Below are 25,531 nucleotides of genomic sequence, written 5' to 3' on the forward strand. Positions count from 1 at the left end.
GTGGGTGTGGCCCGAGCGCTGCGTTCTGGAACGCAGCACCCGGGCCACACCCACGTACTCACCTAAAAGGGTGGCACTTAGGAACGCTGCCGGCCGAATACCGGAAGCGTGCGCAGCCAACGGGAGAAAGTTCCCGGCATGCGGTCACAATCGGCCGGAATGTAGAAGTCTGGATCCGTGGCGCCGAATGGCAGGTACAGTTCCTGGCCGGGCGCCGGGAATTCCACGACGTTGTTCTTATCCTGCGAGTCCATCTGTCCTCCTATTTCGTGCGCTCAAGTTCTCCGGGGATGCGGCCAAAGCCTTTCGTCGAGCCCATCGAGGGGTCGAGTTCTTCGTCGGAACGTTGCCAGACCCTTCGAAGCGTCAACTGCCAGATCCTCGACGATTTCAATCTCTGTAATTTTCCGCATTCCGGAAAACAGTTTTTGTTATATGGAAAGAGTAGTTGGGCTTGTCGAATCGCGTCAAGAGGTGCCCGCGAGGCCCCGAGCCTGCCGCCGGCAAACGTCGGTCACAATCAGAAAGTAGGTAACGATTCTTGGGAAGTGATGTACACCACTGGCAAACGTGGGCTACGCTTTTTCCAATTCGTGGCGCAGGTCACGTAACCTGGGAGCAGCAGGCAGGGTCGTAATGAGCTGGCATCAACGGATGCCGGCTCTTTTTTGTTGGGTCGGCTCCACCAGAAACGCGTACGAAACACGCGCTTAATTTCATTGGTGGACCTTAGTGGTTCCACCTCACAGAAGTTGGGATATGACCATGAGCAACAAGATCGTCCTCGGCGACAACCAGTACGGCAAGGCAGAAGTCCGCGTCGTCAAAGTCACCCGCGACACCGACCGCCACCAGATCGAAGACCTGAACGTCACCTCGCAATTGCGTGGCGACTTCCAGGCTGCGCACCTCCAGGGCGACAACGCACACGTCGTCGCCACGGACACCCAGAAGAACACCATCTACGCCTTTGCCCGCGACGGCGTCGGCTCCCCCGAAGCATTCCTCCTCCGTCTGAGCGAACACTTCACCTCGGGCTTCGAGTGGGTCACGGGTGGCCGCTGGGAAGCTGAGGCCTACACGTGGGACCGCATCCAGGCCCACGGCTCCGAACATGACCACAGCTTTGTCCGCAAGGGTCAGGAAGTCCGCACCGCCGTCGTGGTCCGCGAAGGTAACACGACGCACGTCATTTCCGGCCTCAAGGACCTGACCGTCCTCAAGACCACGCAGTCCGGGTTCGTGGGCTACCCCCGCGACCGGTACACCACTCTGCCCGAGACCACGGACCGCATCCTCGCCACCGATGTCTCGGCCCGCTGGCGCTACAGCACCGGGCTCGACGTTGCCGGGACCGACTTCAACAAGAGCTACGAGGACATCAAGGCCCTGCTCCTGGAAGGCTTCACGGAGAACTACTCCCACGCCCTGCAGCAGACCCTGTTCGACATGGGCAAGAAGGTGCTGGAGGCCCACAGCGAAGTCGACGAGATCAAGTTCTCCATGCCCAACAAGCACCATTTCCTGGTGGACCTCAGCCCGTTCGGCCTCGACAACCCCAACGAGGTCTTCTTCGCCGCGGACCGGCCGTACGGCTTGATCGAAGCCACGGTCCAGCGCGACAACACCACACCTGCCCCGGCTGCGTGGAACGGCATCGCCGGCTTCTGCTAAGCCCCAAGGCACCCGCCCGGCTGACTCGTAGCAGGACCGTTTTGGCGCCTCAACGTTTTGGCGCCTCAAAACGGCATCACATGCGAGTCAGTCGGGCAATCACCCGCACCCAAAACCCACATTGTTAGCCAGACATTGTTAGCCAGACAAAGACGTCGGCCATGAACCAAGAAAGTCTGCCATGAACACGAAGAATAAGACCCGCGCCGCCGAGTCCGGGCCAGCCCGCCCCGAGGACAAGCGCCTCTCGATCGGGAGCACGTTCGCCTACGGCTTCCAGCACGTCTTGACCATGTACGGCGGCATCATCGCTCCGCCGCTCATCATCGGAGCGGCCGCAGGCATGTCCTCGCAGGACATCGGCCTCCTGATCGCGGCCTGCCTGTTTGTCGGCGGCCTCGCCACCATTCTGCAGACCGTTGGCATCCCGTTCTTCGGATCGCAGCTCCCCCTGGTCCAGGGCGTGTCGTTCGCCGGCGTTTCCACCATGGTGGCGATCGTCAACGGCGGCGGCGGGATCCAGGCCGTGTTCGGCTCGGTCATGGTGGCGTCCCTGATCGGCCTGGTGATCACACCCCTGTTCTCCAAGATCATCAAATTCTTCCCGCCCGTTGTCACGGGCACCGTCATCACCACCATCGGGCTGACCCTCATGCCCGTCGCCGCCAACTGGGCCATGGGAGGCAACAGCGCCGCACCCAACTACGGCAGCGTGGCGAACATCGGACTCGCCGCGGCCACGATGGGCATCGTCCTGCTCCTGAGCAAGATCGGCAACGCGGCCATCTCGCGCCTTTCCATCCTCCTTGCCATGGTCATCGGAACAGTCATCGCACTCGCCACGGGAATGGCCGATTTCTCGAAGATCGGCCAGGGCCCGGTGGTGGCCTTCCCCGCGCCCTTCGCCTTCGGCGCTCCCACCTTTGAGATCGCGTCCATCGTTTCAATGCTGATCGTCATCCTCGTCACCCTGACCGAGACCTCAGCGGACATCATCGCCGTCGGAGAAATCGTCGGGACGAAAGTCGATTCACGCCGTATCGGCAATGGCCTCCGGGCGGACATGCTCTCCAGCGCCATCTCCCCGATCTTCAACTCCTTCACCCAGAGCGCTTTCGCCCAGAACGTCGGCCTCGTGGCCATCACCGGCATCAAGAGCCGCTTCGTGGTCAGCGCCGGCGGGTTCATCCTGGTGGTCCTCGGCCTTCTGCCGGTGCTCGGACGAGTTGTCGCAGCGGTTCCCACACCCGTCCTGGGCGGCGCCGGCGTCGTGCTCTTTGGCACTGTGGCCGCAAGCGGCATCCGGACGCTCTCCAAGGTGGAGTACCGCAACAACATGAACCTGATCATCGTGGCTGCGTCCATCGGCTTCGGCATGATCCCGATCGCGGCGCCGAAGTTCTACGACCAGTTCCCGGCCTGGTTCTCCACGATCTTCCACTCGGGCATCAGCTCGGCCGCCCTTATGGCCATCTTGCTGAACGTGCTCTTCAACCACTTCAAGACCGGCAACTCGGACAACCAATCGGTGTTCGTGGCGGGCACGGGACGCGTGGTCAGCGAAGCCGATATTGCGTGCCTGGCGCACGGCGACCGTTTCGAGAACGGCAAGCTGATCGACGCCGACGGCAAGGAAGTGCCGCTCAAGTCGGACACCCCGGCCGAGCACTGAGCCCCCTGAAAAGGGAATTAAGAGCGAATGCCGCCCGACACACGCGTGTCGGGCGGCATTCGGCGTCCTTGGTTCTGGTTCAGCTAGTTCTGGTTCAGCTCGGCCGAGATCGCAAGGGCGGCCTCGCGCAGCAAGGGCACGGCTCGGTCGGCAAAGTGCTGGTCCACGCGGGACACGGGTCCGGAAACGGAAATGGCGGTCGGCGTCGGAGCGTTGGGGACGGCCATCGCGAAGCACCGGACGCCAATCTCTTGCTCTTCCTCGTCAATCGAGTAGCCGCGTTCGCGGATCCGATTCAAATCGGCGATAAGGGAGTCGATATCCCCGATGCTCTTTGCCGTCGGAGTCGGCATACCCGTCCGGGCCACGATGCCGCGGACCACCTCGTCATCGAGCTGGGCCAGGATGGCCTTTCCGACGCCGGTGTCATGCGTATGGGCTCGGCGGCCCACCTCTGTGAACATGCGCATGGAGTGCAGCGACGGAACCTGGGCAACGTAGATGACCATGTCCGAATCCAGCACGGCCATGTTGGACGTTTCGCCGAGCCGGTCCACGAGGGACTTCAGCTGGGGCCGGGCCAGCGCTCCGAGTTGCTTGTTGGCGCCTTCGCCGAGCCGGATGAGCCGGGGGCCCAGGGCGTAGCGACGGTTGGGCAGTTGCCGGATGTAGCCGAGTGACACTAACGTCCGCAGCAGGCGGTGGATGGTGGGGAGTGGCAGGTCTGTCGAGGACGACAGTTCGCTCAACGTGACGTCTCCGCCGGCGTCTGTGATGAGTTCCAGCAGTTCGAAGACGCGCTCGACGGACTGCACGCCTCCCGAGGGCTTTTCAGCCATTCCGTTGTCTCCTATGGCTCGGAATCCGACAACTCTTATCCGCATCGTGAAAAGAATTGCTTAGAACACTCAAGATACAGCACACGACGGCGGAATGCTTGCTCACCGATCAGGGCTTGTGTTTCCACTTTGTAGATAATAATATCCATAATACGAAAACATTCGGTTTGAGCGGAGGCCCACCCGCGGGCCTGTACGAGGAGGAAATTCAATGGCGAACCCGAGCCCCGGAAATTCGATCACCCTGCGCGTCGCCGCGCCGTCGAGCTTCACTGCCACGAGCGAGCTGGCCGCGGCCGTCGCCGCCGCGGGCGCAGCAGTCACCGCGCTGGATGTGACCGAGTCCCACCACGACACCCTGGTTGTCGACGTCACCTGCAACACCACTGACGAAGGTCATGCCAACCGCGTCAAGGACGCCCTCAACGCGCTCGACGGCGTCGCAGTCCAGCATGTCTCGGACCGCACCTTCCTCATGCACCTCGGCGGCAAGCTTGAGGTGGTCCCCAAAGTGGCCCTGCGCAACCGCGACGACCTCTCGCGCGCCTACACGCCAGGCGTCGCACGCGTCTGCCTCGCCATTGCCGAAGATCCCGCCGCGGCCCGCAACCTCACGGTCAAGCGGAACACGATCGCCGTCGTCACCGATGGTTCCGCGGTCCTGGGCCTGGGCAACATCGGCCCCGCGGCCGCCCTGCCGGTCATGGAAGGCAAAGCGGCGCTCTTCAAGCAGTTCGCCAACGTCGATGCCTGGCCGGTCTGCCTGGACACCCAGGACACCGAGGAGATCATCAAGATCGTCAAGGCCCTGGCCCCGGTCTACGGCGGCGTGAACCTCGAAGACATCGCCGCCCCGCGCTGCTTCGAAATCGAGAAGCGCCTCCGCGACGAACTGGACATCCCCGTCTTCCACGATGACCAGCACGGCACCGCAATCGTCACCCTCGCGGCCCTTGTCAACGCCCTGCGCGTCGTGGACAAGAAGCTCAGCGAGGTCAAGATCGTCGTCTCGGGCGTCGGCGCCGCGGGATCCGCCATCATCCAGCTCCTCAAAGCCCAGGGCGCACAGCACATCGTCGCGGCCGGCCGTTCCGGTGCAATCCACTCGGGCGAAAAGTACGACGACGAACACCGCACCTGGATTGCCGCGAACACCAACGAGGAAGGCTTCTCCGGCACGCTTCACGAAGCACTCAAGGGTGCCGACGTCTTCATCGGCGTCAGCGCTCCCCACGTGATCGGCGAAGAGCAGGTGGCCTCGATGGCCGAGGACGCGATTGTGTTCGCCATGGCCAACCCCACCCCGGAGATCGACCCGGCGATTGCGTCCAAGCACGCAGCCGTGGTGGCCACCGGCCGGAGCGACTTCCCCAACCAGATCAACAACGTGCTGGCCTTCCCTGGCTTCTTCCGCGGACTGCTCGACGCCGGAGCATCGGACATCATCCCGGAAATGCTCGTGGCCGCCGCAGAGGCTATCGCCCATCGGGTTGCAGATGATGAACTGAATGCGAGCTACATTATCCCCAGCGTCTTCGACCCCCACGTTGCAGCCGACGTCGCCAGTGCCGTAGCAAACGCGGCATCCGCTGCCGCCGCCAAGGCCAACTAGCGCCACCAAGGAAAGGACCACCCATGGCTCTCACAGTCACAGACCCCCGGCCGATCGAACGAGCCGAGGAGATCCTGACTCCCAAGGCGTTGGCCTTCGTGGAGGAATTGCACCGCCGTTTCGCCGGCACCCGCAACGAGCTCCTGGCAGCGCGCGTCGCCAAGCGTGAAGAAGTCGCCCGCACGGGACGCCTCGACTTCCTGCCCGAAACCCAGGACATCCGCGACGGCGACTGGAAGGTCGCCGAAGCGCCCCAGGCCTTGCAGGACCGCCGTGTCGAGATGACCGGCCCGGCTTCCCCTGCCAAGATGGCCATCAACGCCTTGAACTCAGGCGCCAAGGTATGGCTCGCCGACCTCGAGGACGCCAGCACCCCGACGTGGGCGAACGTCATCGATGCCATCCTCAACCTCCGGGACGCGGCCCAGGGCACCTTGAGCTACACCTCCCCGGACGGCAAGGAGTACCGGCTCCGCACGGACGCCCCGCTCGCCGTCGTCGTCGCCCGCCCGCGCGGCTGGCACATGGACGAACGCCACTTGCTGCTCGACGGCGAACCCACCGTCGGCGCGCTGGTGGACTTCGGCCTGCACTTCTTCCACGTGGCGAAGCAGCTCTTGCTCAACGGCCACGGCCCGTACTACTACCTGCCCAAGATGGAAAGCCACCTTGAGGCGCGCCTCTGGAACGATATCTTCGTGTTCGCCCAGGACTACCTCGGCATCCCGCAGGGCAGCGTCCGCGCCACGATGCTGATCGAAACCATCCCGGCGGCGTTCGAAATGGACGAGTTCCTCTACGAACTGCGCGACCACGCCTCCGGCCTCAATGCCGGCCGCTGGGACTACCTGTTCAGCATCGTGAAGTACTTCCGCGACGCGGGCGAGTCCTTCATCCTGCCGGACCGCGCCTCGGTGGTCATGACGGCCCCGTTCATGCGCGCCTACACCGAGCTCCTGGTCAAGACCTGCCACAAGCGCGGCGCTTTCGCCATGGGCGGCATGGCCGCCGTCATTCCGAACCGCCGCGAGCCCGAGGTCACTGCCCAAGCCTTCGAGAAGGTCCGCGCGGACAAGACCCGCGAGGCGAACGACGGCTTCGACGGTTCCTGGGTGGCCCACCCGGACCTTGTCCCCACATGCCGCGAAGTGTTCGACTCGGTCTTGGGCGATCCGGAAAACGGCGGCAAGCCAAACCAACTGGACAAGCAGCGCCCCGAGGTCTCCGTGACCGCAGAGCAACTGCTGGACATCTCCTCCGCTGGTGGCCAGGTGACCGAGGCCGGGCTTCGCCTGAACCTCTATGTCGCCGTCGCGTACACCGCCGTGTGGCTCTCCGGCAGCGGCGCAGTCGCCATCCACAACCTCATGGAAGATGCCGCGACGGCGGAAATCTCCCGTTCCCAGGTGTGGCAGCAGATCCGCAACAAGTCCGTCCTGGCTGACACCGGCAACACGGTCACCCGCGAACTGGTCACCCGTATCCTCGGCGAAGAGACCGACCGCCTGCGGGGCGAGGTGGACGCAGAATCCTTCGAGAAGTTCTACGAGCCGGCGAGCCGCCTGATCGCGGAGATCTGCCTCTCCGAGGACTACACGGACTTCCTCACCACTCCCGCCTACGAGCTGGTGTAGGAATGGCCGCTTCCTCATCCTCTCCCTCCCTGACTCCGTCAGATCTCGCCGCCATCGATAAGCAGCTCGCCGCTACGGACCAGCTCCTCGAACGTAATTACCCCGGCGACGACGGCACCCGCCAGCCCGTGCACACGGTGTACGTGCCGGCGGACCGTTTCACGCCGTCGCTGTCCGCGGAATGGGGCGCCCAGGCGATCACGACGGCGGAGGCCCACGGCGGTCTCGAACGGCTCGGTACGTTGCTGGGCCAGGAGCCCGAACTGGCTGCCGCCGTCGCCTCCCGTGTCGCTGCCAAGCTGCACAGCGAACCGATCGAGGACTTGCGCCTCGACTTCGAGGACGGCTACGGCGACCGTGGCGACGAAATGGAAGACGTCGCCGCAGTGGCGGCGGCCCAAGCCGTCAGCGAAGCCGTTGCCTCAGGCTCCGCTCCGCCCTTCATCGGTATCCGGTTCAAGTGCTTCGAGGCTCCCACCCGGGCACGTGGCCTTCGCACGCTCGATCTGTTCGTCTCCACTTTGGCGTCCGCCGGCGAGTTGCCCGAGGGCCTCGTCCTGACCCTGCCGAAGGTCACCACGGTGGCCCAGGTGCAGGCAATGGACTTCGCGGTCTCCCGACTGGAAGAGATCCATGCCCTTCCTTCCGGCCGCCTGCGTTTCGAGGTCCAGGTGGAGACGCCCCAGCTGATCCTTGGCCCGGAGGGAACCTCCCCTGTGGCCCGGCTTCCGCACGCCGTTCCGGGGCGCATCAGTGCGTTGCATTACGGCACCTACGATTACTCTGCCTCGTTGCAGATCTCTGCCGAGTACCAATCCATGGAGCACCCTGTGGCGGATTTCGCCAAGGAAGTCATGCAGCTGGCCGTTGCGGGCACGGGCATCCGGCTTTCCGACGGTTCCACCAACATCATTCCGGTGGGCGACAACGTGGAAAATGCGTGGAAACTGCACGGCCGCTTGGTCCGCCGTTCCCTTGAACGCGGCTACTACCAGGGCTGGGACCTGCACGCTGCGCAGTTGCCCAGCCGCTTCGCGGCAACGTATGCCTTCTACCGCGAGGGCCTTCCCGCCGCCGCGGGCCGCCTCCGCAACTATGTGGAGCGCACCGAGGGCGGCGTCATGGACGAGCCCGCCACCGCCCGGGCCCTGGCCGCCTTCGTTTTGCGCGGCGTCCAGTGCGGAGCGGTGGGTTCCGAAGAAGTGCTGGCGCTTGCCGGCGTCGAACTCCCCCGGCTGACTGCACTGGCGCATCCTCGGCTCGCACACACCACCTCCAAGTAAAGGATCCAATGATGGGCAAGTACTACTATCCCCAGGGCGGCCTGCCGCCGCAGACCCACCTCACCACCGAACGCGCAATCGTCACGGAGGCCTACACGGTCATCCCCAAGGGCGTGCTGACCGATATCGTCACCAGCAACCTGCCTGGCTTCTCGAATACGCGTTCCTGGATCATCGCGCGGCCGATCTCCGGATTCGCCACCACGTTCTCCCAGCTGATCGTTGAGATCGGCCCGGGCGGCGGGGCTCCCAAGGCCGAGTTCGAGGCCGGCGTCGAAGGGGTCGTCTTCGTCACCAAAGGCAAGGTCAACCTGACCCTTGACGGCGAACTGCACCAGCTCGAGGAGGGGGGCTACGCCTACCTGGCCGCCGGTTCCAACTGGGGCCTGGAGAACGTCTCGGACGACATCGTTTCCTTCCATTGGATCCGCAAGGCCTACGAGCGCCTTGAGGGCTACGAAGCCAAGTCCTTTGTCACGAGCGACGACGAGGTCGAGGCCGGCGAAATGCCGGACGTCAACGGCGTCTGGGCAACCACCCGCTTCGCGGACCCCAACGACCTGGCCCACGACATGCACGTGAACATCGTGACATTCCAGCCGGGCGGGGTCATCCCGTTCCCGGAAACCCACGTCATGGAACACGGCCTGTATGTCCTGGAGGGCAAGGGCATGTACCTGCTCAACAACGACTGGGTCGAGGTGGAGGCAGGGGACTTCATGTGGCTGCGCGCCTTCTGCCCGCAGGCCTGCTACGCCGGCGGCCCGGGCCCGTTCCGCTACCTGCTGTACAAGGACGTCAACCGTCAGGTGAAGCTGACCTGAACGTTGACCCCTTTGCCTCCGAAGAGGACCATCGAAACTAGGGGCAAGGGCGCCCAGCCGTTGCCCTGCAGCGTAGCTTCAGGAGGCAGCCATGGCGGCTGCGCGAACCTCTCAGACTTCCCGTGTATCCCGGTGGGTCCTTGTCCTCGCGTTGGTTCTGGCTTCCGGCGCTTGCACCTACCCTCTGACCGCTGAGCCCCCCACAGCCAGCTCGTCCACCGATTCACAGACGGCGCTTCCGGAATCCCCGGTTGTGGATTTCTTCGCACATGAAATGCTCAACCGGGGCGCGCCGGCCGTCGTCGTCCAGATCAAGGTCCGGGGACGCGAATGGTCCCAGGCCTACGGAAGCCAAGACGTCGAGACCGGCGAGCCCGTTGCCGTGACAGACCGGATCCAGGCCGGAGGCATCACGCAGTCGATGGTTGCGGTCTCGGCGCTCAAGCTGGTCCAGGAAGGAAAGCTGGGCCTTGAGGACCCCGTCACCGACTACTTCCCGGAAATCGAACAGCTCCTCCATCCACCCGGCCCCGTAACTGTCCGTTCCCTGTTGAACCACAGCTCCGGCCTGCCCGACGCTCCGGAAGCCATCTTGAAGGCCATGCCGCCCAAGCAAGCCATCGACATGCCGTTCAGCATCCAGGAATACCTCCGGATGGCCGGAACCGTGCCGTGGACGCACGCGAACTTCCAGTTGTTCCGCTACTCAGATGCCAACTACTTCGTCCTGGCCGCGATTATAGAAAAACTCCGCGGCCGGCCGATCGGAGATGTCCTGGATTCAGAGATCTTCGTGCCGCTGGGAATGAACCACACCTCCCTGGCAGCCGAACCGGACCGGGATGCGCGCGACATGATCCAAAGCTATGAATTCATCGACGGCGAGCGCATCAATGCCTCACAGCCGGAGTACCTCGTCGGTTCACCCGCCGAGGGAGTCATCTCCACGGTGGGCGATATCAACACGTTCTACGCAGCGCTCATGCAGGGCTGGCTACTCACGGCGAGCACCCTCCGGGAAATGCAAACCATCGGGCAGGAGGACCACGGACTCGGGCTGCAGCGTTGGAATGACGAATGCACCAACGGTTTCTATTACGGCTACGGCGGCAGCACCTGGTTTGCGAGCATAGCGTTGTCCACGAGCGATGGGAGCCGCCAGATAGCCATGAGCTTCGCCTATCCCTCCGACACGGACAAGCACATTGAAACGACGGACGGCAGCGGCCAGCCGGAGTTCGAGCAACTCCGTGAGGTGGCAGTCGCCGCCATGAACGGACTCTGCTGAGTCGCGACGCATCCTGCTAGGGTCTGAGCCATGGATGAAAAATTGGGGAACTTCATCGAAGACTTCGCGACACTGACTCGTTTGGCGCAGTCCGGGTTGGACCATGCCGACGACGGCGAGCAGCTTCTACAGGCGCTGACCGGGCACCTCGGTGTGCCCGCATACGAACTGTCCGTGGTGGCTGAAGAGATACCGCCGCACCGCTTGGTAGATGTGGACATCATCATGGAAGGGCTTGCCGGCCAAGATCCCGACTACCGACTGGTAGGCATCGCTGGCGGCGATCAGCGCCACCACATGTCCTTCAGCGATATGCTCCAACATTCCCGCACTTACCCGCGCTTCCCGCTCGGCAGGCCGGATTACACCAACCTGGCCACAGGCCCGGAGCAGCAACGCCAGGCCGTCTCGCTGGGACTTTGGCTTTTCACCTATGGCGGCTCGCCTGTGGCGGTGCTCCAGCGCGAGGCCAGGATCGAACGTCACCGGCCAACCGCTTCGCTCGAAGTTCTGGCCACCCACCCCGCAGTCGCTTCCGGCCTGCTAGCCGAAGTACGGCGGGACATGGAGCACCGGAGTGTTTTCAAAGGCCAGATCATTGCCCTCACGGTGAACGATTACGCGCCGGGCATCAGTGGAGTGACCTTCGTCAGGCGCCCGCAACTCGCCAGCAGTGACGTGGTCCTTCCGGAGGGGCTCCTGGACAAAGTGGAGGGCCATTCCCTGGGTATTGCCCGCCAGGCGGACATTTTGGCTGCGCACGGGCAGCATCTCAAGCGCGGCCTCCTTCTTTACGGGCCGCCGGGCACGGGCAAGACGCACACCGTCCGGTACCTGCTGAGCCAAAGCGAGGGGACGACGGCGGTGCTCCTCTCCGGCGGTTCGCTTGCCCGGGTTGCCGAGGCAGCCAAGATCGCCCGGGCTCTGGCGCCGTCCATTGTGGTGCTGGAGGACTGCGATCTGATCGCGGAAGACCGCAGTTTCGGCCACGGGCCAAAGCCGTTGCTTTTCGAGGTGCTCGACGCCATGGACGGGCTGGACAACGACGCCGACGTCGCCTTCGTGCTGACGACCAACCGGGTGGATCTTTTGGAGCGGGCGCTCGCCCAGCGGCCTGGACGAGTTGACTTGGCGGTGGAGATCCCGCTTCCATCCCGACACGAACGGCTAGGACTCTTGAGCCTGTATTCGGGCGGACTCCCGTTCTCCCCTGCGGCGATCGACGCCGCCGCGGCCCGCACAGCCGGCACCACGGCGTCGTTCGCGAAGGAACTCATCCGACGCTCTGTGGTCGCGGCCGCACTGGCGGGCGAGACTCCCGGCGATTCGCACCTGGGCGAAGCGGTGGACCAGCTCATGGCCGACGGCGAGGCCCTGACCCGGAGCCTGCTCGGAAGCAACGGCCATCAGCCCGTCGCACAGGAGTAGCCGGCCCGAGTTCAGCACGCCAAAGGCGCGCTCACTCAGAGTTTGCTGCCTTCTGTTCGGGCTCCTGGTCCGCGGGCTCGGATCCGGGCTCCTGGTCCGCGGTTTCGGACCCGGGCTCCTGGTCCGCGGGCGTCCATGTGAGCTTGACCGTGGCTCCGCCGTTGTTCTCGTCGACCCTCAGGCGTAGTTCCTCGCCATACAGGAACTCGTGTTCAAAATGCCGTCCGTCAATGCGAGCCGCATCCAGGAGTTTCGTCATCGCCGTGGCCATGGCCCGGCCCCAGTCATGCGGATTCTTGCTGGACGCTTCTTCAAGGGCTGAATAGCTGACCATAGATCAATTGTTATCCGGCACGGGACGTTCTGCCAGCCCCGCCCGCTCGCGCAAGGGACGGTTCAGCTGGCACGGTCCGGCGGTAGGCGAAGACCCGCCGCGGCCATGTCCGCCCCCAGGACACCACCGAGCTTGGCATGCCCGGCAGCATTCAGGTGCACGCCGTCCACCAAGTCCCCGGCGACCTGGTATTTGGTGATCCAGTCGCCCACGCTGAAGAATGTCGCTCCGGCCTTCGCCGCGATGTTGCCGAGGAGTGCGTCAACCTCCGTACGGCGCCCACCGCCCGCATTGGAGCCCTTGGCGAGCGTTCCGATCATGGCGATCTTCGCCAGCGGATACCTCTTCCGGAGGGCAGCAATGAGCCTGTTGGCGTTGCTCGTGATCTGCTCATCGCTTACCTTGCGGGCAGCATCGTTGCCTCCGCCTTGGACCACGACCAGCGGGGGCGCCCCATAGGGCAATACCCAGTCTCCACGTTGCAGCGCATCGATGTAATTTCCCGTGTCGCTCGTGGCGGCTACGAAACCTGTTCCGCCGCGGCCCACCGTGTACACCTTGTAGCCGATGGAGCCCAGGGCTGCCCGTGGCCACGATCCCTCAGGCTGGGACTGGGAGTCACCAATGAGGACAGCTGTGTGCCGGACGTCCGCGAGGATGATTTCCTTCCGGTTGTTGGCGGGGTTTTTGTACAAGGACCCCACGGGAAGCTTTGAAGGATCCTGCCCGGAATCAGTCTTCTTGGGAGCTTGAGCCGCTGCCGCTGGGCTCCCTGAGGGCGCGGCGGGCGCTGCAGTCTGGCCGTCGCTGGATGGTTGGACGGAGGGCGCCTGTGAACAGCCGGCCAAAAGCACTCCGACCGCGATCACGGAAGCAGCGAAGCGGAATATGCGTGATTTGTCCATCGATCTGTCCCGGGCTTGCTTTCTGTTGGTCAAGGGTCGCAGGGCCAAACTTCGATTGCCCCATGGGCCGGTAAAACAACGAGCCGACCGCCTAGGTGGGAGTCTATTGGATCGGAACGGCGGAGGTCACGGCGACGTGGGAATTGTCCTCGACGGACGGACGGTGTGGAAGAATTTCATTTCGCACCCCATCCTTCCGACGCACAGATAGGAACCCCGTGCACGCACCGGCGCCCGAGCCGGGAACCGATCCTGTCCCCGACGTCCACCTGCGGCGATCGTGGATGGGAAGACTGCGCTCGGCGCAGCTCACTTTGGGTTTTGTCATCGTTTTCTGGGGATTGGGAGCCCTGACTTCAAGTCTCGCCACCGGCCCGGATGCGCAATGGCGGCTTAACGTCGCCTTGACGCCCCACTCCGTGCCTGATCATTGGTGGGCCGCTGTGGCGTCCGTCGCGTGGGCCAGGGACCTGACGGGATATGTGCTGGATTCGGCGTTGGTGCTGCTGCTTGGCGTTCCCTTGGAACGGCGGATGGGACGGCGGGCGTACGCTATCGCTGCGGTCTCCAGCCAGGTCCTCGGCGTCGGCATCGCCCTTGGATTCCTTGCCTTGGCCAGCGGCTTGCTCGGAAGCTGGACTGAAGAGATAGGCGGCCACCTCTTCATGGGTCCGAGTGCCTTTATCATCGGTACCGCCATGGCCGGCACGGCGTCGATGGCAACCCTCTGGAGGCGCCGGATCCGGCTGGTTGTTTTCGCCTTATTATTCCTCTTGGCCTTGTACAGCGGGGGGTTTGCGGATCTGGTCAGGCTCGGCGCCGCAGGCGCGGGAACAGCTCTCGGGCCGTTCCTGATGGGGCGACGGCCACGGTTTGCCCGCCCGGTCAGTTCCCGGCACGAAGGCCGGGTGCTGCTTTCGCTGCTCATTGCCGTATCGGCAATCGGACCTGTAGTTGCCGGCCTTATCCCGCATGCGGTGGGACCGCTGTCCATCCTGCGATTCCTGTTTACGAACATCCAGCCGGTCGATCCCCAAACCCTCCAGAGCCTCTGCTCGGATCCGGCGCAAGCGAAGGATTGTGCCGTCGCACAGCTGCAGTTGCGCGCCGGTGCCGGCGGCCTCTTCATGGCCATACTTCCGTCCTTCCTCCTCCTGTTGCTTGCGGAGGGGCTCCGCCGCGGTCGGCACTTTGCCTGGATGGGGACCCTGGTGATCCAGGTAGGCCTTTCCGTCCTGGCCGGAATTGCCCTCGCCGGAGTCTTGCAGCCGACTGCTCCGGACACCGGTGCCAGCGAGGGGATTGTCGCAATCGAAGGATCGGCTTCCTCGCAGCCGTTCACCTTGGCGCTGCCTCTCCTTCTGCCCGTTGCCCTGACGATCATTCTGCTCGCAACCCGGCGGCTGTTTCATGTCCGGGCCCCGAAAGGGACCTACAGGCGCCTCGCCGTCAGGGTACTTTCGATGGCTGCTGTCCTGAGTGTCATCTATGTCCTCGCCGGGCTCTTCCTCGCCCGGGAGTTCTCCCCTGTTCCAGGGCTGCCGGATCTGCTGGCGGACGTCCCTGATCGCTTCCTGCCGTTGGGTTACGTCCTGGATGTGCCCCCAGCCATCTTCCCCATGGGCACAGCAGCTGTCCTCGTGTACGAAGGCGTCGGGGTCGTTTTTTGGGCGGTCGCCGGTGTCCTGATCTTCAGGACTTTCCTCCACCAGTCCCCCGCCCGGCACGACGCCAGCACCGAGCGTGCCCGGAGAGTCATCAAGACGTGGGGAGGAAGCTCGCTGTCCTGGATGACCACATGGCCGGGAAACATGTACTGGTTCTCGCCTTCCGGGCAGTCCTTTGTCGCGTACCGGGTCAGCGCGGGGGTTGCCCTCACGCTCGGCGGCCCGGTGGGACCCAGGTCCGAGGTGAACGCCGTCTTCACGGAATTTGCCGACTATTGCAGGGGCAACGGCTGGACTCCGTGCTTCTACTCCGTACCCCAGGAATTGCGCGACCATGCGGATTCCTCCGGATGGAGTTCGGCACAGGTGGCCCAGGAGACGGTGCTGCCCCTGCATTCGGTCTCCTTCAAGGGAAAAAAGTTCCAGGACATCCGTACTGCGTTGAATAACGCCGCAAAGGCAGGCATCCGCTACGAATGGACGCGTTACGCCTCGGCTCCCTTCTCTGTCCAGGTCCAGATCGAGGAAATCTCCGAAGAGTGGGTGGCAGATAGGAACATGCCCGAAATGGGCTTTACCTTGGGCAGCCTTGACGAGCTCGACGACCCGGAGGTCCGCTGTTTGCTCGCCATCGACCGGCGCCACACAGTTCACGCAGTCACGTCTTGGCTGCCCATATACCGTAACGGGCACATCGTGGGCTGGACCCTGGATTTCATGCGGCGCCGTAGCAGCGGCTTCCGTGCCAGCATCGAATTCCTCATTGCTTCCGCGGCCCTCAGCCTCAAGGACGAAGGGTGCGAATTCGTGAGCCTTTCCGGAGCACCCTTGGCACGTGTCGAAGAGGACCCTTCCGAGACGCAGCGCCCGAAGCCCCGGTCCCGGCCTCCCGGCAACCTCGACCGCTTGCTCGACTGGTTGGGGGCCACTTTGGAACCGGTGTACGGGTTCAGGTCCCTCTTGGCGTTCAAAGCGAAATTCCGGCCCCGGTACGAGCCCCTCTACATGCTTTACCCCGATGCCGCTTCCCTGCCTGCCGTTGGAACCGCGGTGGCACGGGCCTACCTGCCAAGGCTGAACCTCGGGGCGGGGCTGGCCCTGGCACGCCGGATCTTCCTCTGGCCCAAGCGCTCCGGGACGTCAGGGCAAAGCCGCACCTGAAGCCGCTGACGACGGTTCTGACGGAGAGCCCGACGCCGGGACCCCGCCGATCGGGACATTGCTGTGGTGCGCTTTGCCGTGGTGAAGTTGCAAAGCACTGAGCACCAAACCGAAATGGCTGAAGGCCTGTGGCGTGTTGCCGAGTTGCCGCCCCGCTTGGGCGTCCCATTCTTCGCTGAGCAGGCCCACATCATTGCGCAGGGCCAGAAGCCTCTCGAAGAGGGCTGTGGCTTCCGCCCGTCGCCCCGCTCCCAGGAGTGCGTCCACCATCCAGAAGGAACACGCAAGGAAGACGCCCTCCCCACCCGGCAGTCCGTCGTCGCTGTCTTGCGGACGGTAGCGCAGCACAAAGCCGTCTTCCGTCAGCTCGCGCTGGATGGCGTCAATGGTTCCGATCACGCGCGGATCGTCGTGCGGCAGAAAGCCGACTTTGGGAATCAGGAGCAGGCTCGCGTCCAGCTCCTTGCTCCCGTAGGACTGCACGAAAGTGTTACGGTCGGCGTCGAATCCATGGGTCATGACTTCGTCGTGGATGGTGTCCCGCAAAGCCTCCCAGCGATCGAGCGGACCGGGCATCCCGGATTCACGGATTCCGCGGACCATCCGGTCAACCGCGACCCAGGCCATCACTTTCGAGTGCACGAAGTGGCGCCGCGGGCCGCGTACTTCCCAAAGTCCGTTGTCGGGCTGGTCCCAGGTGCCTTCAAGGTGGCGCATCAGGGCGGTCTGGACGTCCCAGGACTCATCGCCGATGGTCATCAACGATGCGCGGGTCAGGGACAGGCAGTCCAGGACTTCCCCCCACACGTCCAACTGAAGCTGCTCCGCTGCGGCATTTCCGGTCCGCACCGGCGTCGAGCCCTGGTACCCCGAAAGCCACGTCAGTTCCGTCTCGGGCAATCGCCTGCGTCCGTGCAGGCTGTACATGATCTGGAGGTCGGCGGGGTCGCCAGCCACTGCGCGGAGTAGCCAAGCCCGCCACGCGCTGGCCTCCTCGGTATAGCCCGCAGCGAGGAAGGCTTGAAGGGTCAAGGTGGCATCACGCAGCCAGCAATAGCGGTAGTCCCAGTTCCGCGGCCCGCCGATCTGTTCCGGAAGTGAAGTGGTGGCGGCCGCAACGATGCCCCCGGTAGGCGCATAGGTGAGGGCTTTCAGCGTGATCAAAGAACGCTGTACGGCTTTCCGGTAGGGCCCCCGGATGGTGGAACGCTTGGACCATTCCGTCCAGAAAGCTTCCGTATCGTCGAGGGCGATGTCTGCCTCGACCGTGCGTGGCCGCCGTTCGTGGCTGGGCGCCCAGGTCAGGACGAAGGGGACGTGGTCACCGGCTTTCACCGTGAACTCGCTGACCGTGGTGAAGTCCTTGCCTTTCAACGGCGCCGGTGTCTTGACGTAGACGGAGTCCGGACCGGCAACCGCTCGGAGGCCATGCCTGTCGCGGCGTACCCAGGGGACCACGTGTCCATAGTCGAACCTCAGGATCAGCTCCCCGCGCATCTTGACCGTCCCGCGGATCCCTTCAACCACCCGCACGATGTCCGCGACTTCATCGCGCGGCGGCATGAAGTCGATGACCCGCACGTGCCCCTCTTTGGTTTCCCAGTCCGTTTCCAGGATGAGGGTCCCGTCCCGGTACTTGCGGCGCGTGCAAGTTCCTCCGCCCTCAGGCGCCAAGAGCCATCGCCCGGCCTTGGGGGAATCCAGGAGCGCAGCGAAACACGCGGGCGAATCGAAACGTGGGAGGCACAGCCAGTCTATGGAGCCTGCCGTGCTGACCAGGGCCGCGGTGTGCAGGTCCCCGATCATTGCGTAGTCTTCGATTCTTTGGCCGGTAGATGGTTGACCGTTCACAGTCCCTTTCCTGGTGCTGGTCCTAGTGCTGATTCAATGGCTGCTATGGCCTTGGCAGTGATCTCTTCCCGCTGGCCGGAACCATCCACGGCGAGTACGATCCCGCGCTCCGAGTATCGCTCAACCACGGCCTTGGTCTCGCTGCGGTAGAGCTCCAGGCGACGCCGGATCACCGGCGCTGTGTCATCGCTTCGGCCCTGTTCCTGCGCCCTGCGGAGCATCCGCGCCAGAAGCTCGCCGTCGCCGACAGCTAGTTCGACCACGGCATCCAGTTGCTGTCGGTTGGCCGCCAGGATGCCATCCAACGCCTCGATCTGCGCCGTCGTGCGTGGATATCCGTCCAGCAGGAAACCTCCCAGGACATCGGCGTCGCCAAGCCGCTGCCGGATCATGGCATTGGTGACGTGATCCGGCACGAACTCGCCGTTGTCCATGTACTTGCTGGCTTCGGCTCCGAGTTCCGTGCGCCCTCCGACGTGGGCGCGGAAGATGTCTCCGGTGGAAATGGCAGGAATGCCGAAATGCCCGGCGATGTGCTCTGCCTGGGTACCCTTGCCCGAGCCAGGCGGGCCCATGATTATCAATCGCGTCATGCCACTGTCCGTTCGTGAAGCGGTTTTGCGTGCCCCGGCATTGTGGCTCGAGCTTAGCAACTGCGGGGCGCCCGTGGCAGGGCCGCCGCGGCGCCCCGCTTCAGACCGTGGCGGGGTCGGTGTTGGCGCCGCAGAGGATCACAGCCACGCGTTCCCCCTCTGCCGGAACATATGCTCCGGAGTCGACGGCCGCGAAAGCGGCGGCCGCGCCATGTTCGACCACAATCCGGTACTGATCCCAAAGCAAGGTGCGCGCCGCGGCGATGTCGTCGTCGGACACCAGGACGGTCCGGACGCCCGTGCGGACGGCCACCTCGAAACCGATCCGGCCGATCTGCCGGGCACCTAGGGAATCCGCGGCGATCCCGGACACGGCAACATCAACGGGTGCCCCTGCAGCGAGGGCCGAAAAGAGCGTGGGAGCATTCTCCGGCTCCACGCCAACCACCCGGGCGTGACCTTCGACGGCGGCCGCGATACCGGCCATAAGGCCGCCGCCGCCAACGGCCACTAAGACGGTGTCCACTTCGCCCAACTGCTCCAAAAGCTCCGAGCCTACTGTCCCGGCGCCCGCGGCGATCTCGGCTTGGTCGTAGGCGTGGCAGTAGACCGCGCCCGATTCTTCGGCGTAGGCCAAGGCGGCCTCGAACGCTTCGGCGTACTCAGTTCCGCGCTGGACCACCCTGGCTCCGCTGGCCTTGAGCTTCTTGACCTTCACGGCAGGTGCGGTCTCGGGGACAAATACGGTTGCGGGCACGCCCAGTTTCGCTGCGGCGTAGGCATTCGCCAGCCCCGCGTTGCCTCCCGAGGCGACGACGATTCCAACATCGTCCTTCAGCTCGCCGCGCTCCCGGGCAGCCAGCACGCGGTTGAAGGCACCCCTCGCCTTGAACGTCCCAGTGTGCTGCATGAACTCGCACTTGAACCACAATTGCCCCGGCACCGTCCCGGCATCCGCCTCGAAGACGGGTGTGCGGCGGATCCTCCCCGTAATCCGGGCGGCAGCTTCGTCGACGTCGACGCGAGTGATCATAGGAAGTCCTCGTTCCGTTGGTGCCACCCAGACCGGGTATCAGCGGGATTCGACGTCGGCCGTTCCGAGCTGCTGCCGGCGAGCCTCGCGGTTCCGCCACCAACGCCGGACAAGGTCCACTGCGGCCCAGATTCCAGCGAGCGGAGACAGCACAACCACACCGTAGATGAAGATCAACCACGTCAGGATGGCCAGTGGCTGCTGCGCTCCGCTCAACCAGGACAACCCGCCGAGCAGGCCGATTGTCCAGAACAAAACCACGCCCACGAGTACGGCTCCAGCCGGAAAATACTCGCTCCTCACAACAGCCATTAGTGTCTCCACCGGCTGCCACCTGCCTTCCATCACCGCGCCCGAATACCTTCAGTATGCATCCGGAAAAACGCCGGACACGGTCAGCGCGCGGGCGAAGTGACGAACATAACCGCGGGGGGCGTGTCGCCACGTATTTCGGGGCCTATGTGACAGCGGAATGGCGGCGTACTCTATAAGCACGCACGGTCGATAGCTGGAAAAATGGCTTCGAAGAAGAACCGGAAAATTGGTTTGGCCAAGTTCCTGCGAAGGGTCATCGGATTCTTCGTGGTGAGTGCACTTTGCGGCGTATTGGCCGCCGGGCTTCTAGTCCCCGGTGTGGCATCGGCCGGGATGGCCGTCAGCGGTTCGATCCAGTACTTCAACAACCTCCCGGGCGACCTGGTGGTCAATGCGCCGTCCCAGTCCACGAAAGTGCTCAGTGCGGACGGAAAGACGATCGCCACCTTTTATGCCGAAAACCGCGTGCGGGTCAGCTTGGACCAGATGTCGCCCTACATCAAGGACGCCATTGTCGCGATCGAGGACAACCGCTTCTACGAACACGGCGGCGTCGACCTCCAAGGGATTCTCAGGGCGCTGGTATCCAACCTGACTAAGGGCTCCAACGAGGGCGCGTCAACCCTGACCCAGCAATACGTGACCAACGTACTCAACGAGTCCCGCTTGGCGGCAGGCCAGACGGGACAAGTTGTGCTCAGCGGGCAGAAAAACCTGGGTGACAAGGTGCGCGAAATGAAGCTCGCCATCGAACTCGAGAAGAAATTCACCAAGGACCAGATCCTGGAGGGCTACCTCAACATCGTTTTCTTCAACCGGGACGCGTACGGCATCGAAGCCGCGGCACGGCACTTCTTCAGCGTTTCCGCCAAGGACCTGAGCCTTCCCCAGGCCGCCCTGCTCGCCGGGCTGGTCAACAGTCCTAGCTACTTCGACCCCACCGTCCATCCGGACAACGCCATCCAACGCCGCAACCTGGTGCTGTCCGACATGCTGGCCCAGCATAAGATCCAGCAGGCAGCGTATGCGGCCGCCGTCGCTACTCCCCTCAAGCTGGCCATCACACCAGCGAAGCAAGGCTGCGCTGCCGCAAACATGGCCGTGTACTTCTGCGACTACATTTCGCACCTCATCCTCAACAACCCGGCCTACGGTGCCAGCGTCTCGGACCGGGAACAGCTTCTGTACCGCGGCGGCTTGACGATCACCACCACCTTGGACAGCCGCCTCCAGGCAGTCGCACAAGCCCAGGTCGATGCCACGGCAGGCGCGAACCCGGACAAATGGGGAGCCTCCTTGGTCACGGTGCAGCCGGGCACGGGCAAAATCCTGGCCATGGCACAGAACACGGTGTTTCTTGCCGAGCCCGGCAAATTCGATTCCCAACTCAACTTCAACGTTGATGCCAAAGACGCCAATGGCAACGACTTGAACGGAGCCGGAGGGTTCCAGCCAGGTTCCGCCATGAAGCCGTTCACTTTCACGGAGTGGCTCAACGAGGGCAAGGCCATAACCACTGTTGTGGACGCGTCGCGGAGGGAATATCCACTCGGATTCCCCTGGAGGGACAGCTGCGGGAAGGTGCTGGGCGCCTACAGCACAGCCCAGAAAAACGCCGGCCTTGGCGCAGCCGACGATCTGCGCAACAACGACGAGGGGTATTACCGCCCGATGCCCGTCAACTACGGGCTCTACAACTCCATCAACACCGCAACCTTTGCCGAGGCTGCCCAACTGGACTTCTGCGGCATCCAGAAGGTGGTGGATGCGGTAGGTCTCCACAGCGGCGTGGACAACGCGCCAGTGAACATGCACCAATTGGGCAATCTCCTCGGCGGCACCGAGGTGGCTCCTCTTGTCCTGGCCGATGCCTTTGCCACCTTCGCCGACGACGGCACCTACTGCGGGCCGATCGCTATTGTTGGCATCACTGATCCATCCGGGGCGAAGCTGCCTGCCCAAGCCAGTTCATGCCACCCGGCCATCAAGCCCGACGTTGCCCGCGGCGTCAACTCGGTTCTCCAGGACGTCCTCAAACGGGGCTCCGGCGTCTACATTCAACCGAAAGTCCAGGACTTGTTCCCCACCGCGGCAAAGACGGGAACTAACAACAGCAACGGCTCCACGTGGGTGGTCGGGTACACCACGGGGATGGCCACGGCATCGTTCTTCGGCGACACCATGGCGGGACAGAGCCGGGCCGGCCGGAACGTCACCATCAACGGCAAGTTCTACCCCGCAATCGACGGCTACATGCTTGCGGGACCGCAATGGGCCAACTACATGACCCAGGTTGGCCGTCTATACCCGGCGGCCCCGTTTCCGGCCCCGCCCGGGTCCATGATTGGGACCCCGACGCCGTAGCCCCGGGGGTACGCGGATTTCCTGTGAGTTTCGGAAGAGTTCGGCTACCCGCAATTGAACCTGTCATGAACGTTTTAGCGGTGGGACCCAATCGGCGCGACGGAGGCCTTCCCGGCAATAAGAATCATCCGGGGACGCATTCTCGATCGATAAGAACGCAATAGCGAAGGGTCTTACTTTGATGAAGACAGCCAAGAAAAGCAGGCTTGCCACAGCGGCGGTCCTGGGAGCCGTACTGATGGCCGGAGCCGCAGTAGCGCCGGCGATGGCCGACGACGGTTCCCGCGGGAACCAGGACGTCCAGGGCCGGCAGGAATCAGGCAACAACGAGGGCCGGGACCACGGCGGCCAGGGCGAAACGTCCAAGCATGTCCTGCTGCTTTCGGTGGACGGCCTCCACCAGAAGGACTTGGATCTGTACGTGAAGAACCACCCGACGTCGGCACTGGCGGCGCTGGTCAACCATGGCACCAGCTACACGCACGCCCAGACTCCCGTGCCTTCCGATTCCTTCCCAGGCATGGTGGGCCAGCTGACCGGCGGCAATCCCGGGACCACGGGCGTCTACTATGACGACACCTTCAACCGGGCACTCCTGCCAGCAGGCACCACAGATTGCAAGAACGCGGCGCCCGGCGCCGAAGTGGCCTTCACCGAAGCCGCGGACAAGGACCAGAACGCCCTCGACGCCGGCCAGGGCCTGCCCGGACTTCCCGGCAGCATCCTGAACATGACGGGACAGCCCGCCTCACTTCTTGACCCGGCAGCCCTCCCGGTCGACCCGGCAAGCTGCAAGCCCGTCTACCCGCACCAGTACTTGAAGGTGAACACGGTCTTCGAAGTAGCGAAGAGTGCCGGCCTGACCACGGCGTGGTCGGACAAGCACCCGGCGTACGAAATCCTGAACGGCCCGTCAGGCAAGGGCCTGGATGACCTGTTCACGCCGGAAATCAACAGCAAGGCCGGCGCTCCCTTCACGGGCGACTGGACGCAGGACAACGCCGCAACCCAGCAGTACGACGGTTACAAGGTCCAGGCCGTGCTGAACGAAATCGACGGCAAGGACCACTCCGGCACCAAGACAGCCGCGGTACCGGGCATCTTCGGGATGAACTTCCAGTCCGTCTCTACGGCGCAGAAGCTCCCGACGTCGGACGGCCTCACCGGCGGTTACCTTCAGGGCGGCACCGTTCCCGGACCGCTCCTCAGCAAGGCTTTGGACTTCGTCAACGCTTCCGTCGGTAAGTTCGAGTCCGAACTGGAAGCTTCCGGCCACGCGAAAGACACCACGGTGATCCTTTCCGCCAAGCATGGACAGTCCCCGATGGACTCTTCGACGCTGACCAGGGTTCCTGACGGCGCAATCATCGATGGCCTGAACGCAGCATGGAAGTCGGCCCACCCGGGCTCCGCGGACCTCGTAGCGTTCTCCACCGACGACGACATCATGCAGCTCTGGCTTTCGGACCACTCCCAGGCGGCAGCCCAGTTCGCCAAGGACTACCTGGCAGCGCACTCGGCTGCGGGTAACGACGTCAACGGTGCCGCTAAAACGGTAGCAACCTCGGGGTTGAGCAAGGTCTACGCGGGCAGCGAAGTCGCAAAGTACTTCGGCACCCAAACCAGCGATGCACGCTACCCGGACATCCTGGGCATCGCCCAGACCGGCGTGGTTTACACCGGCGGCAAGGCCAAGATCGCCGAACACGGCGGGGCCAGCGCTGACGACCGCGATGTGCCGCTCGTGATCTCCGGTGCCAACGACGAACACGCACGGACCGTGACCACCACGGTCGAGACCACGCAGATTGCGCCTACCATCCTGAAGACCCTCGGCCTGGATCCGAACAAGCTGCAGGCCGTGCAGATCGAGGGGACGAAGGCACTCCCCCAGCGCTGATCCAACGCGTTTCGAACACTGGAGGGGTTCCTCGGCCGGACGGCCGGGGGACCCCTCCCTTGTGATCATCCGACCTTGGGATGCACGCAATAGACCCTTCCGCTGGCCAAACCGGCATTGGGGCGCCACGCCACGTCTGCTTACAATCAAACGTCAGCAACTACTGAGGGAACCATGAAGAAAATCACCACAGCCCTGCTCGCGGCCGGGCTCGTCCTCTCCGCATCAGCTTGCTCCGCACCGCAGCAGCTGAGCACCGCGGACACCTGCAGCCGGGTCAAGACCGTCATCTCGAACCCCACGAACAGCACGGACAAAACGGGAACCATCCGGGTAGCCAACCAGCTGCGCCCGATTGAAGCCGTGTCCTCAGATGAGCTGAAGCCCACCCTGAAGACGATTGTGGACTACCTGGATGAGTCCTCGAAGGATAGCCCCGACACCGCGAAACTCAACGCGATGAAGAACGACTACCAGAACGCGGGCACCAATTACGGCAAGTACTGCGGCGGGTAAGGGAAGTTTCCCTTCCATCCCCGGGGACTGGCCATTGGCGCCCAGTCCCCGGGTGGCTGACACCCGCGCGGGTGTCAGCCTTACCGGCGTCAGCCTGCCCGTGAACGGGCGGCCTACGTTATAGCGCGCTGTGCTTCCCAAACGGATGATGGCCGGTGGCTGGCTGCCCGTGGCTTCCCAGCCATTCAGCCAAGGCCTCGCGCAAGATCTCGCTCGGCGTGAGGCTGAGCGTTTGTGAAGCTGACTCCAAGGCACGGTCCAGTTCATCAGGAATCTGGAAATCCAAGGGCGAAGGACGGCTGTCTTCCTGCGAGTCGGAAGGCACGCCATCGCCGCGCAACAGCTTGCCGACAGCTGGTTTCATGTCGTTTTCAGTCCATGCCGACAGGCGCTCGAAATGACTCACGTCTCGTGTCATGATTTTCCCTCCCAACATTCAAGCATCCTCCGTTGTAGGGCCGCAGTCACCATCTACGAGTAACTACTCGCTAACTATCGGAAATTGCATCGAACGCGGCGGGGCCACGGCGGTATCTCACGGTTCGGAGGCCTGCCCCGGCGGTCCCAGGGAGGTCGACCGGGTCCGTTCGGGAACCCAGGAGTCGCAGAACGGACCCGGCGCTCACACTTGGGGGTGA

Annotated in this window: 21 protein-coding genes; 12 read left to right on the forward strand and 9 right to left on the reverse strand. The window is 63.8% G+C overall.

Features of this window, described 5'->3' with window-relative positions:
- Positions 1 to 77: 77 nt before the first annotated feature.
- Positions 78 to 254 (reverse strand): hypothetical protein, encoded by a 177-nt coding sequence (locus J2S96_RS17760; RefSeq protein WP_306866396.1) that lies wholly within the window; start codon positions 252 to 254, stop codon positions 78 to 80.
- A 505-nt stretch (positions 255 to 759) separates the two neighbouring features.
- On the opposite strand from J2S96_RS17760, the gene pucL reads away from it, so the two are divergent.
- Both pucL and J2S96_RS17770 read left to right on the forward strand, forming a co-directional pair.
- The gene (gene pucL, locus J2S96_RS17765) at positions 760 to 1,674 is read left to right on the forward strand and encodes a factor-independent urate hydroxylase (RefSeq protein ID WP_306866399.1); all 915 of its coding nucleotides are present in this window, start codon (positions 760 to 762) and stop codon (positions 1,672 to 1,674) included.
- A 181-nt stretch (positions 1,675 to 1,855) separates the two neighbouring features.
- Positions 1,856 to 3,346 (forward strand): nucleobase:cation symporter-2 family protein, encoded by a 1,491-nt coding sequence (locus tag J2S96_RS17770; RefSeq protein WP_306866401.1) that lies wholly within the window; start codon positions 1,856 to 1,858, stop codon positions 3,344 to 3,346.
- Between the two features lie 83 nt (positions 3,347 to 3,429).
- Here the strand turns inward: J2S96_RS17770 and J2S96_RS17775 are convergent, their stop codons facing one another.
- Entirely contained in the window at positions 3,430 to 4,185 is a 756-nt protein-coding gene (locus tag J2S96_RS17775; protein WP_306866404.1) for an IclR family transcriptional regulator, read from the reverse strand.
- Positions 4,186 to 4,396: 211 nt separating this feature from the next.
- On the opposite strand from J2S96_RS17775, the gene J2S96_RS17780 reads away from it, so the two are divergent.
- The 6 genes from J2S96_RS17780 to J2S96_RS17805 all read left to right on the forward strand — a co-directional run bounded on the left by J2S96_RS17780 (position 4,397) and on the right by J2S96_RS17805 (position 12,254).
- Positions 4,397 to 5,797, forward strand: coding sequence for an NAD-dependent malic enzyme (locus J2S96_RS17780; protein ID WP_306866407.1), 1,401 nt, complete (start codon positions 4,397 to 4,399; stop codon positions 5,795 to 5,797).
- Positions 5,798 to 5,820: 23 nt separating this feature from the next.
- Complete coding sequence (gene aceB / locus J2S96_RS17785; RefSeq protein ID WP_306866410.1) at positions 5,821 to 7,431, forward strand: malate synthase A; 1,611 nt, start codon at positions 5,821 to 5,823, stop codon at positions 7,429 to 7,431.
- Between the two features lie 2 nt (positions 7,432 to 7,433).
- On the forward strand, positions 7,434 to 8,714 hold the full coding sequence (locus J2S96_RS17790; protein WP_306866413.1) for a DUF6986 family protein: 1,281 nt from the start codon (positions 7,434 to 7,436) through the stop codon (positions 8,712 to 8,714).
- 11 nt (positions 8,715 to 8,725) lie between these two features.
- Positions 8,726 to 9,538: a bifunctional allantoicase/(S)-ureidoglycine aminohydrolase gene (locus J2S96_RS17795; RefSeq protein WP_284753733.1), complete on the forward strand. Its 813-nt coding sequence runs from the start codon at positions 8,726 to 8,728 to the stop codon at positions 9,536 to 9,538.
- Positions 9,539 to 9,629: 91 nt separating this feature from the next.
- The gene (locus J2S96_RS17800; RefSeq protein ID WP_306866417.1) at positions 9,630 to 10,826 is read left to right on the forward strand and encodes a serine hydrolase domain-containing protein; all 1,197 of its coding nucleotides are present in this window, start codon (positions 9,630 to 9,632) and stop codon (positions 10,824 to 10,826) included.
- Between the two features lie 30 nt (positions 10,827 to 10,856).
- Positions 10,857 to 12,254 (forward strand): AAA family ATPase, encoded by a 1,398-nt coding sequence (locus J2S96_RS17805; RefSeq protein WP_306866420.1) that lies wholly within the window; start codon positions 10,857 to 10,859, stop codon positions 12,252 to 12,254.
- A 31-nt stretch (positions 12,255 to 12,285) separates the two neighbouring features.
- Here the strand turns inward: J2S96_RS17805 and J2S96_RS17810 are convergent, their stop codons facing one another.
- Both J2S96_RS17810 and J2S96_RS17815 read right to left on the reverse strand, forming a co-directional pair.
- A complete protein-coding gene (locus J2S96_RS17810; RefSeq protein WP_306866423.1) occupies positions 12,286 to 12,588 on the reverse strand; it encodes a hypothetical protein in 303 nt (100 codons plus the stop codon).
- A gap of 62 nt (positions 12,589 to 12,650) precedes the next feature.
- Entirely contained in the window at positions 12,651 to 13,493 is an 843-nt protein-coding gene (locus J2S96_RS17815) for an SGNH/GDSL hydrolase family protein (protein ID WP_306866425.1), read from the reverse strand.
- A gap of 218 nt (positions 13,494 to 13,711) precedes the next feature.
- On the opposite strand from J2S96_RS17815, the gene J2S96_RS17820 reads away from it, so the two are divergent.
- Positions 13,712 to 16,321, forward strand: coding sequence for a bifunctional lysylphosphatidylglycerol flippase/synthetase MprF (locus tag J2S96_RS17820; protein WP_306866427.1), 2,610 nt, complete (start codon positions 13,712 to 13,714; stop codon positions 16,319 to 16,321).
- Here J2S96_RS17820 and J2S96_RS17825 read toward each other — a convergent pair.
- The 4 genes from J2S96_RS17825 to J2S96_RS17840 all read right to left on the reverse strand — a co-directional run bounded on the left by J2S96_RS17825 (position 16,301) and on the right by J2S96_RS17840 (position 20,110).
- On the reverse strand, positions 16,301 to 18,127 hold the full coding sequence (locus J2S96_RS17825) for a glycoside hydrolase family 15 protein (RefSeq protein WP_306866545.1): 1,827 nt from the start codon (positions 18,125 to 18,127) through the stop codon (positions 16,301 to 16,303). The two genes, J2S96_RS17820 and J2S96_RS17825, sit on opposite strands and share 21 nt — an antisense overlap.
- Positions 18,128 to 18,168: 41 nt before the next feature.
- A complete protein-coding gene (locus J2S96_RS17830; RefSeq protein ID WP_306866429.1) occupies positions 18,169 to 18,765 on the reverse strand; it encodes an adenylate kinase in 597 nt (198 codons plus the stop codon).
- Between the two features lie 100 nt (positions 18,766 to 18,865).
- Positions 18,866 to 19,798: a threonine/serine dehydratase gene (locus tag J2S96_RS17835; RefSeq protein ID WP_306866431.1), complete on the reverse strand. Its 933-nt coding sequence runs from the start codon at positions 19,796 to 19,798 to the stop codon at positions 18,866 to 18,868.
- 39 nt (positions 19,799 to 19,837) lie between these two features.
- Positions 19,838 to 20,110: a hypothetical protein gene (locus J2S96_RS17840; protein ID WP_306866432.1), complete on the reverse strand. Its 273-nt coding sequence runs from the start codon at positions 20,108 to 20,110 to the stop codon at positions 19,838 to 19,840.
- 204 nt (positions 20,111 to 20,314) lie between these two features.
- Between J2S96_RS17840 and J2S96_RS17845 the strand changes: the two genes are divergently transcribed.
- The 3 genes from J2S96_RS17845 to J2S96_RS17855 all read left to right on the forward strand — a co-directional run bounded on the left by J2S96_RS17845 (position 20,315) and on the right by J2S96_RS17855 (position 24,893).
- Positions 20,315 to 22,477 (forward strand): transglycosylase domain-containing protein, encoded by a 2,163-nt coding sequence (locus tag J2S96_RS17845; RefSeq protein ID WP_306866433.1) that lies wholly within the window; start codon positions 20,315 to 20,317, stop codon positions 22,475 to 22,477.
- A gap of 181 nt (positions 22,478 to 22,658) precedes the next feature.
- Positions 22,659 to 24,377, forward strand: a complete 1,719-nt coding sequence (locus tag J2S96_RS17850) for an alkaline phosphatase family protein (protein ID WP_306866435.1) — start codon at positions 22,659 to 22,661, stop codon at positions 24,375 to 24,377.
- Between the two features lie 174 nt (positions 24,378 to 24,551).
- Complete coding sequence (locus J2S96_RS17855; protein WP_306866438.1) at positions 24,552 to 24,893, forward strand: hypothetical protein; 342 nt, start codon at positions 24,552 to 24,554, stop codon at positions 24,891 to 24,893.
- A 118-nt stretch (positions 24,894 to 25,011) separates the two neighbouring features.
- Here the strand turns inward: J2S96_RS17855 and J2S96_RS17860 are convergent, their stop codons facing one another.
- Positions 25,012 to 25,311, reverse strand: a complete 300-nt coding sequence (locus J2S96_RS17860) for a hypothetical protein (RefSeq protein ID WP_306866442.1) — start codon at positions 25,309 to 25,311, stop codon at positions 25,012 to 25,014.
- Between the last annotated feature and the right edge of the window lie 220 nt (positions 25,312 to 25,531).

Origin of the sequence: Arthrobacter bambusae (assembly GCF_030812595.1) — a bacterium.
Classification (GTDB): domain Bacteria; phylum Actinomycetota; class Actinomycetes; order Actinomycetales; family Micrococcaceae; genus Arthrobacter; species Arthrobacter bambusae_B.

What these genes read in the sequence shown, in the direction of transcription:
- J2S96_RS17760 (WP_306866396.1), bottom strand. Translation starts at nt 254, where the DNA reads ATGGACTCGCAGGATAAGAACAACGTCGTGGAATTCCCGGCGCCCGGC.
- pucL (WP_306866399.1), top strand. Translation starts at nt 760, where the DNA reads ATGACCATGAGCAACAAGATCGTCCTCGGCGACAACCAGTACGGCAAG.
- J2S96_RS17770 (WP_306866401.1), top strand. Translation starts at nt 1,856, where the DNA reads ATGAACACGAAGAATAAGACCCGCGCCGCCGAGTCCGGGCCAGCCCGC.
- J2S96_RS17775 (WP_306866404.1), bottom strand. Translation starts at nt 4,185, where the DNA reads ATGGCTGAAAAGCCCTCGGGAGGCGTGCAGTCCGTCGAGCGCGTCTTC.
- J2S96_RS17780 (WP_306866407.1), top strand. Translation starts at nt 4,397, where the DNA reads ATGGCGAACCCGAGCCCCGGAAATTCGATCACCCTGCGCGTCGCCGCG.
- aceB (WP_306866410.1), top strand. Translation starts at nt 5,821, where the DNA reads ATGGCTCTCACAGTCACAGACCCCCGGCCGATCGAACGAGCCGAGGAG.
- J2S96_RS17790 (WP_306866413.1), top strand. Translation starts at nt 7,434, where the DNA reads ATGGCCGCTTCCTCATCCTCTCCCTCCCTGACTCCGTCAGATCTCGCC.
- J2S96_RS17795 (WP_284753733.1), top strand. Translation starts at nt 8,726, where the DNA reads ATGGGCAAGTACTACTATCCCCAGGGCGGCCTGCCGCCGCAGACCCAC.
- J2S96_RS17800 (WP_306866417.1), top strand. Translation starts at nt 9,630, where the DNA reads ATGGCGGCTGCGCGAACCTCTCAGACTTCCCGTGTATCCCGGTGGGTC.
- J2S96_RS17805 (WP_306866420.1), top strand. Translation starts at nt 10,857, where the DNA reads ATGGATGAAAAATTGGGGAACTTCATCGAAGACTTCGCGACACTGACT.
- J2S96_RS17810 (WP_306866423.1), bottom strand. Translation starts at nt 12,588, where the DNA reads ATGGTCAGCTATTCAGCCCTTGAAGAAGCGTCCAGCAAGAATCCGCAT.
- J2S96_RS17815 (WP_306866425.1), bottom strand. Translation starts at nt 13,493, where the DNA reads ATGGACAAATCACGCATATTCCGCTTCGCTGCTTCCGTGATCGCGGTC.
- J2S96_RS17825 (WP_306866545.1), bottom strand. Translation starts at nt 18,127, where the DNA reads ATGATCGGGGACCTGCACACCGCGGCCCTGGTCAGCACGGCAGGCTCC.
- J2S96_RS17830 (WP_306866429.1), bottom strand. Translation starts at nt 18,765, where the DNA reads ATGACGCGATTGATAATCATGGGCCCGCCTGGCTCGGGCAAGGGTACC.
- J2S96_RS17835 (WP_306866431.1), bottom strand. Translation starts at nt 19,798, where the DNA reads ATGATCACTCGCGTCGACGTCGACGAAGCTGCCGCCCGGATTACGGGG.
- J2S96_RS17840 (WP_306866432.1), bottom strand. Translation starts at nt 20,110, where the DNA reads ATGGCTGTTGTGAGGAGCGAGTATTTTCCGGCTGGAGCCGTACTCGTG.
- J2S96_RS17845 (WP_306866433.1), top strand. Translation starts at nt 20,315, where the DNA reads ATGGCTTCGAAGAAGAACCGGAAAATTGGTTTGGCCAAGTTCCTGCGA.
- J2S96_RS17850 (WP_306866435.1), top strand. Translation starts at nt 22,659, where the DNA reads ATGAAGACAGCCAAGAAAAGCAGGCTTGCCACAGCGGCGGTCCTGGGA.
- J2S96_RS17855 (WP_306866438.1), top strand. Translation starts at nt 24,552, where the DNA reads ATGAAGAAAATCACCACAGCCCTGCTCGCGGCCGGGCTCGTCCTCTCC.
- J2S96_RS17860 (WP_306866442.1), bottom strand. Translation starts at nt 25,311, where the DNA reads ATGACACGAGACGTGAGTCATTTCGAGCGCCTGTCGGCATGGACTGAA.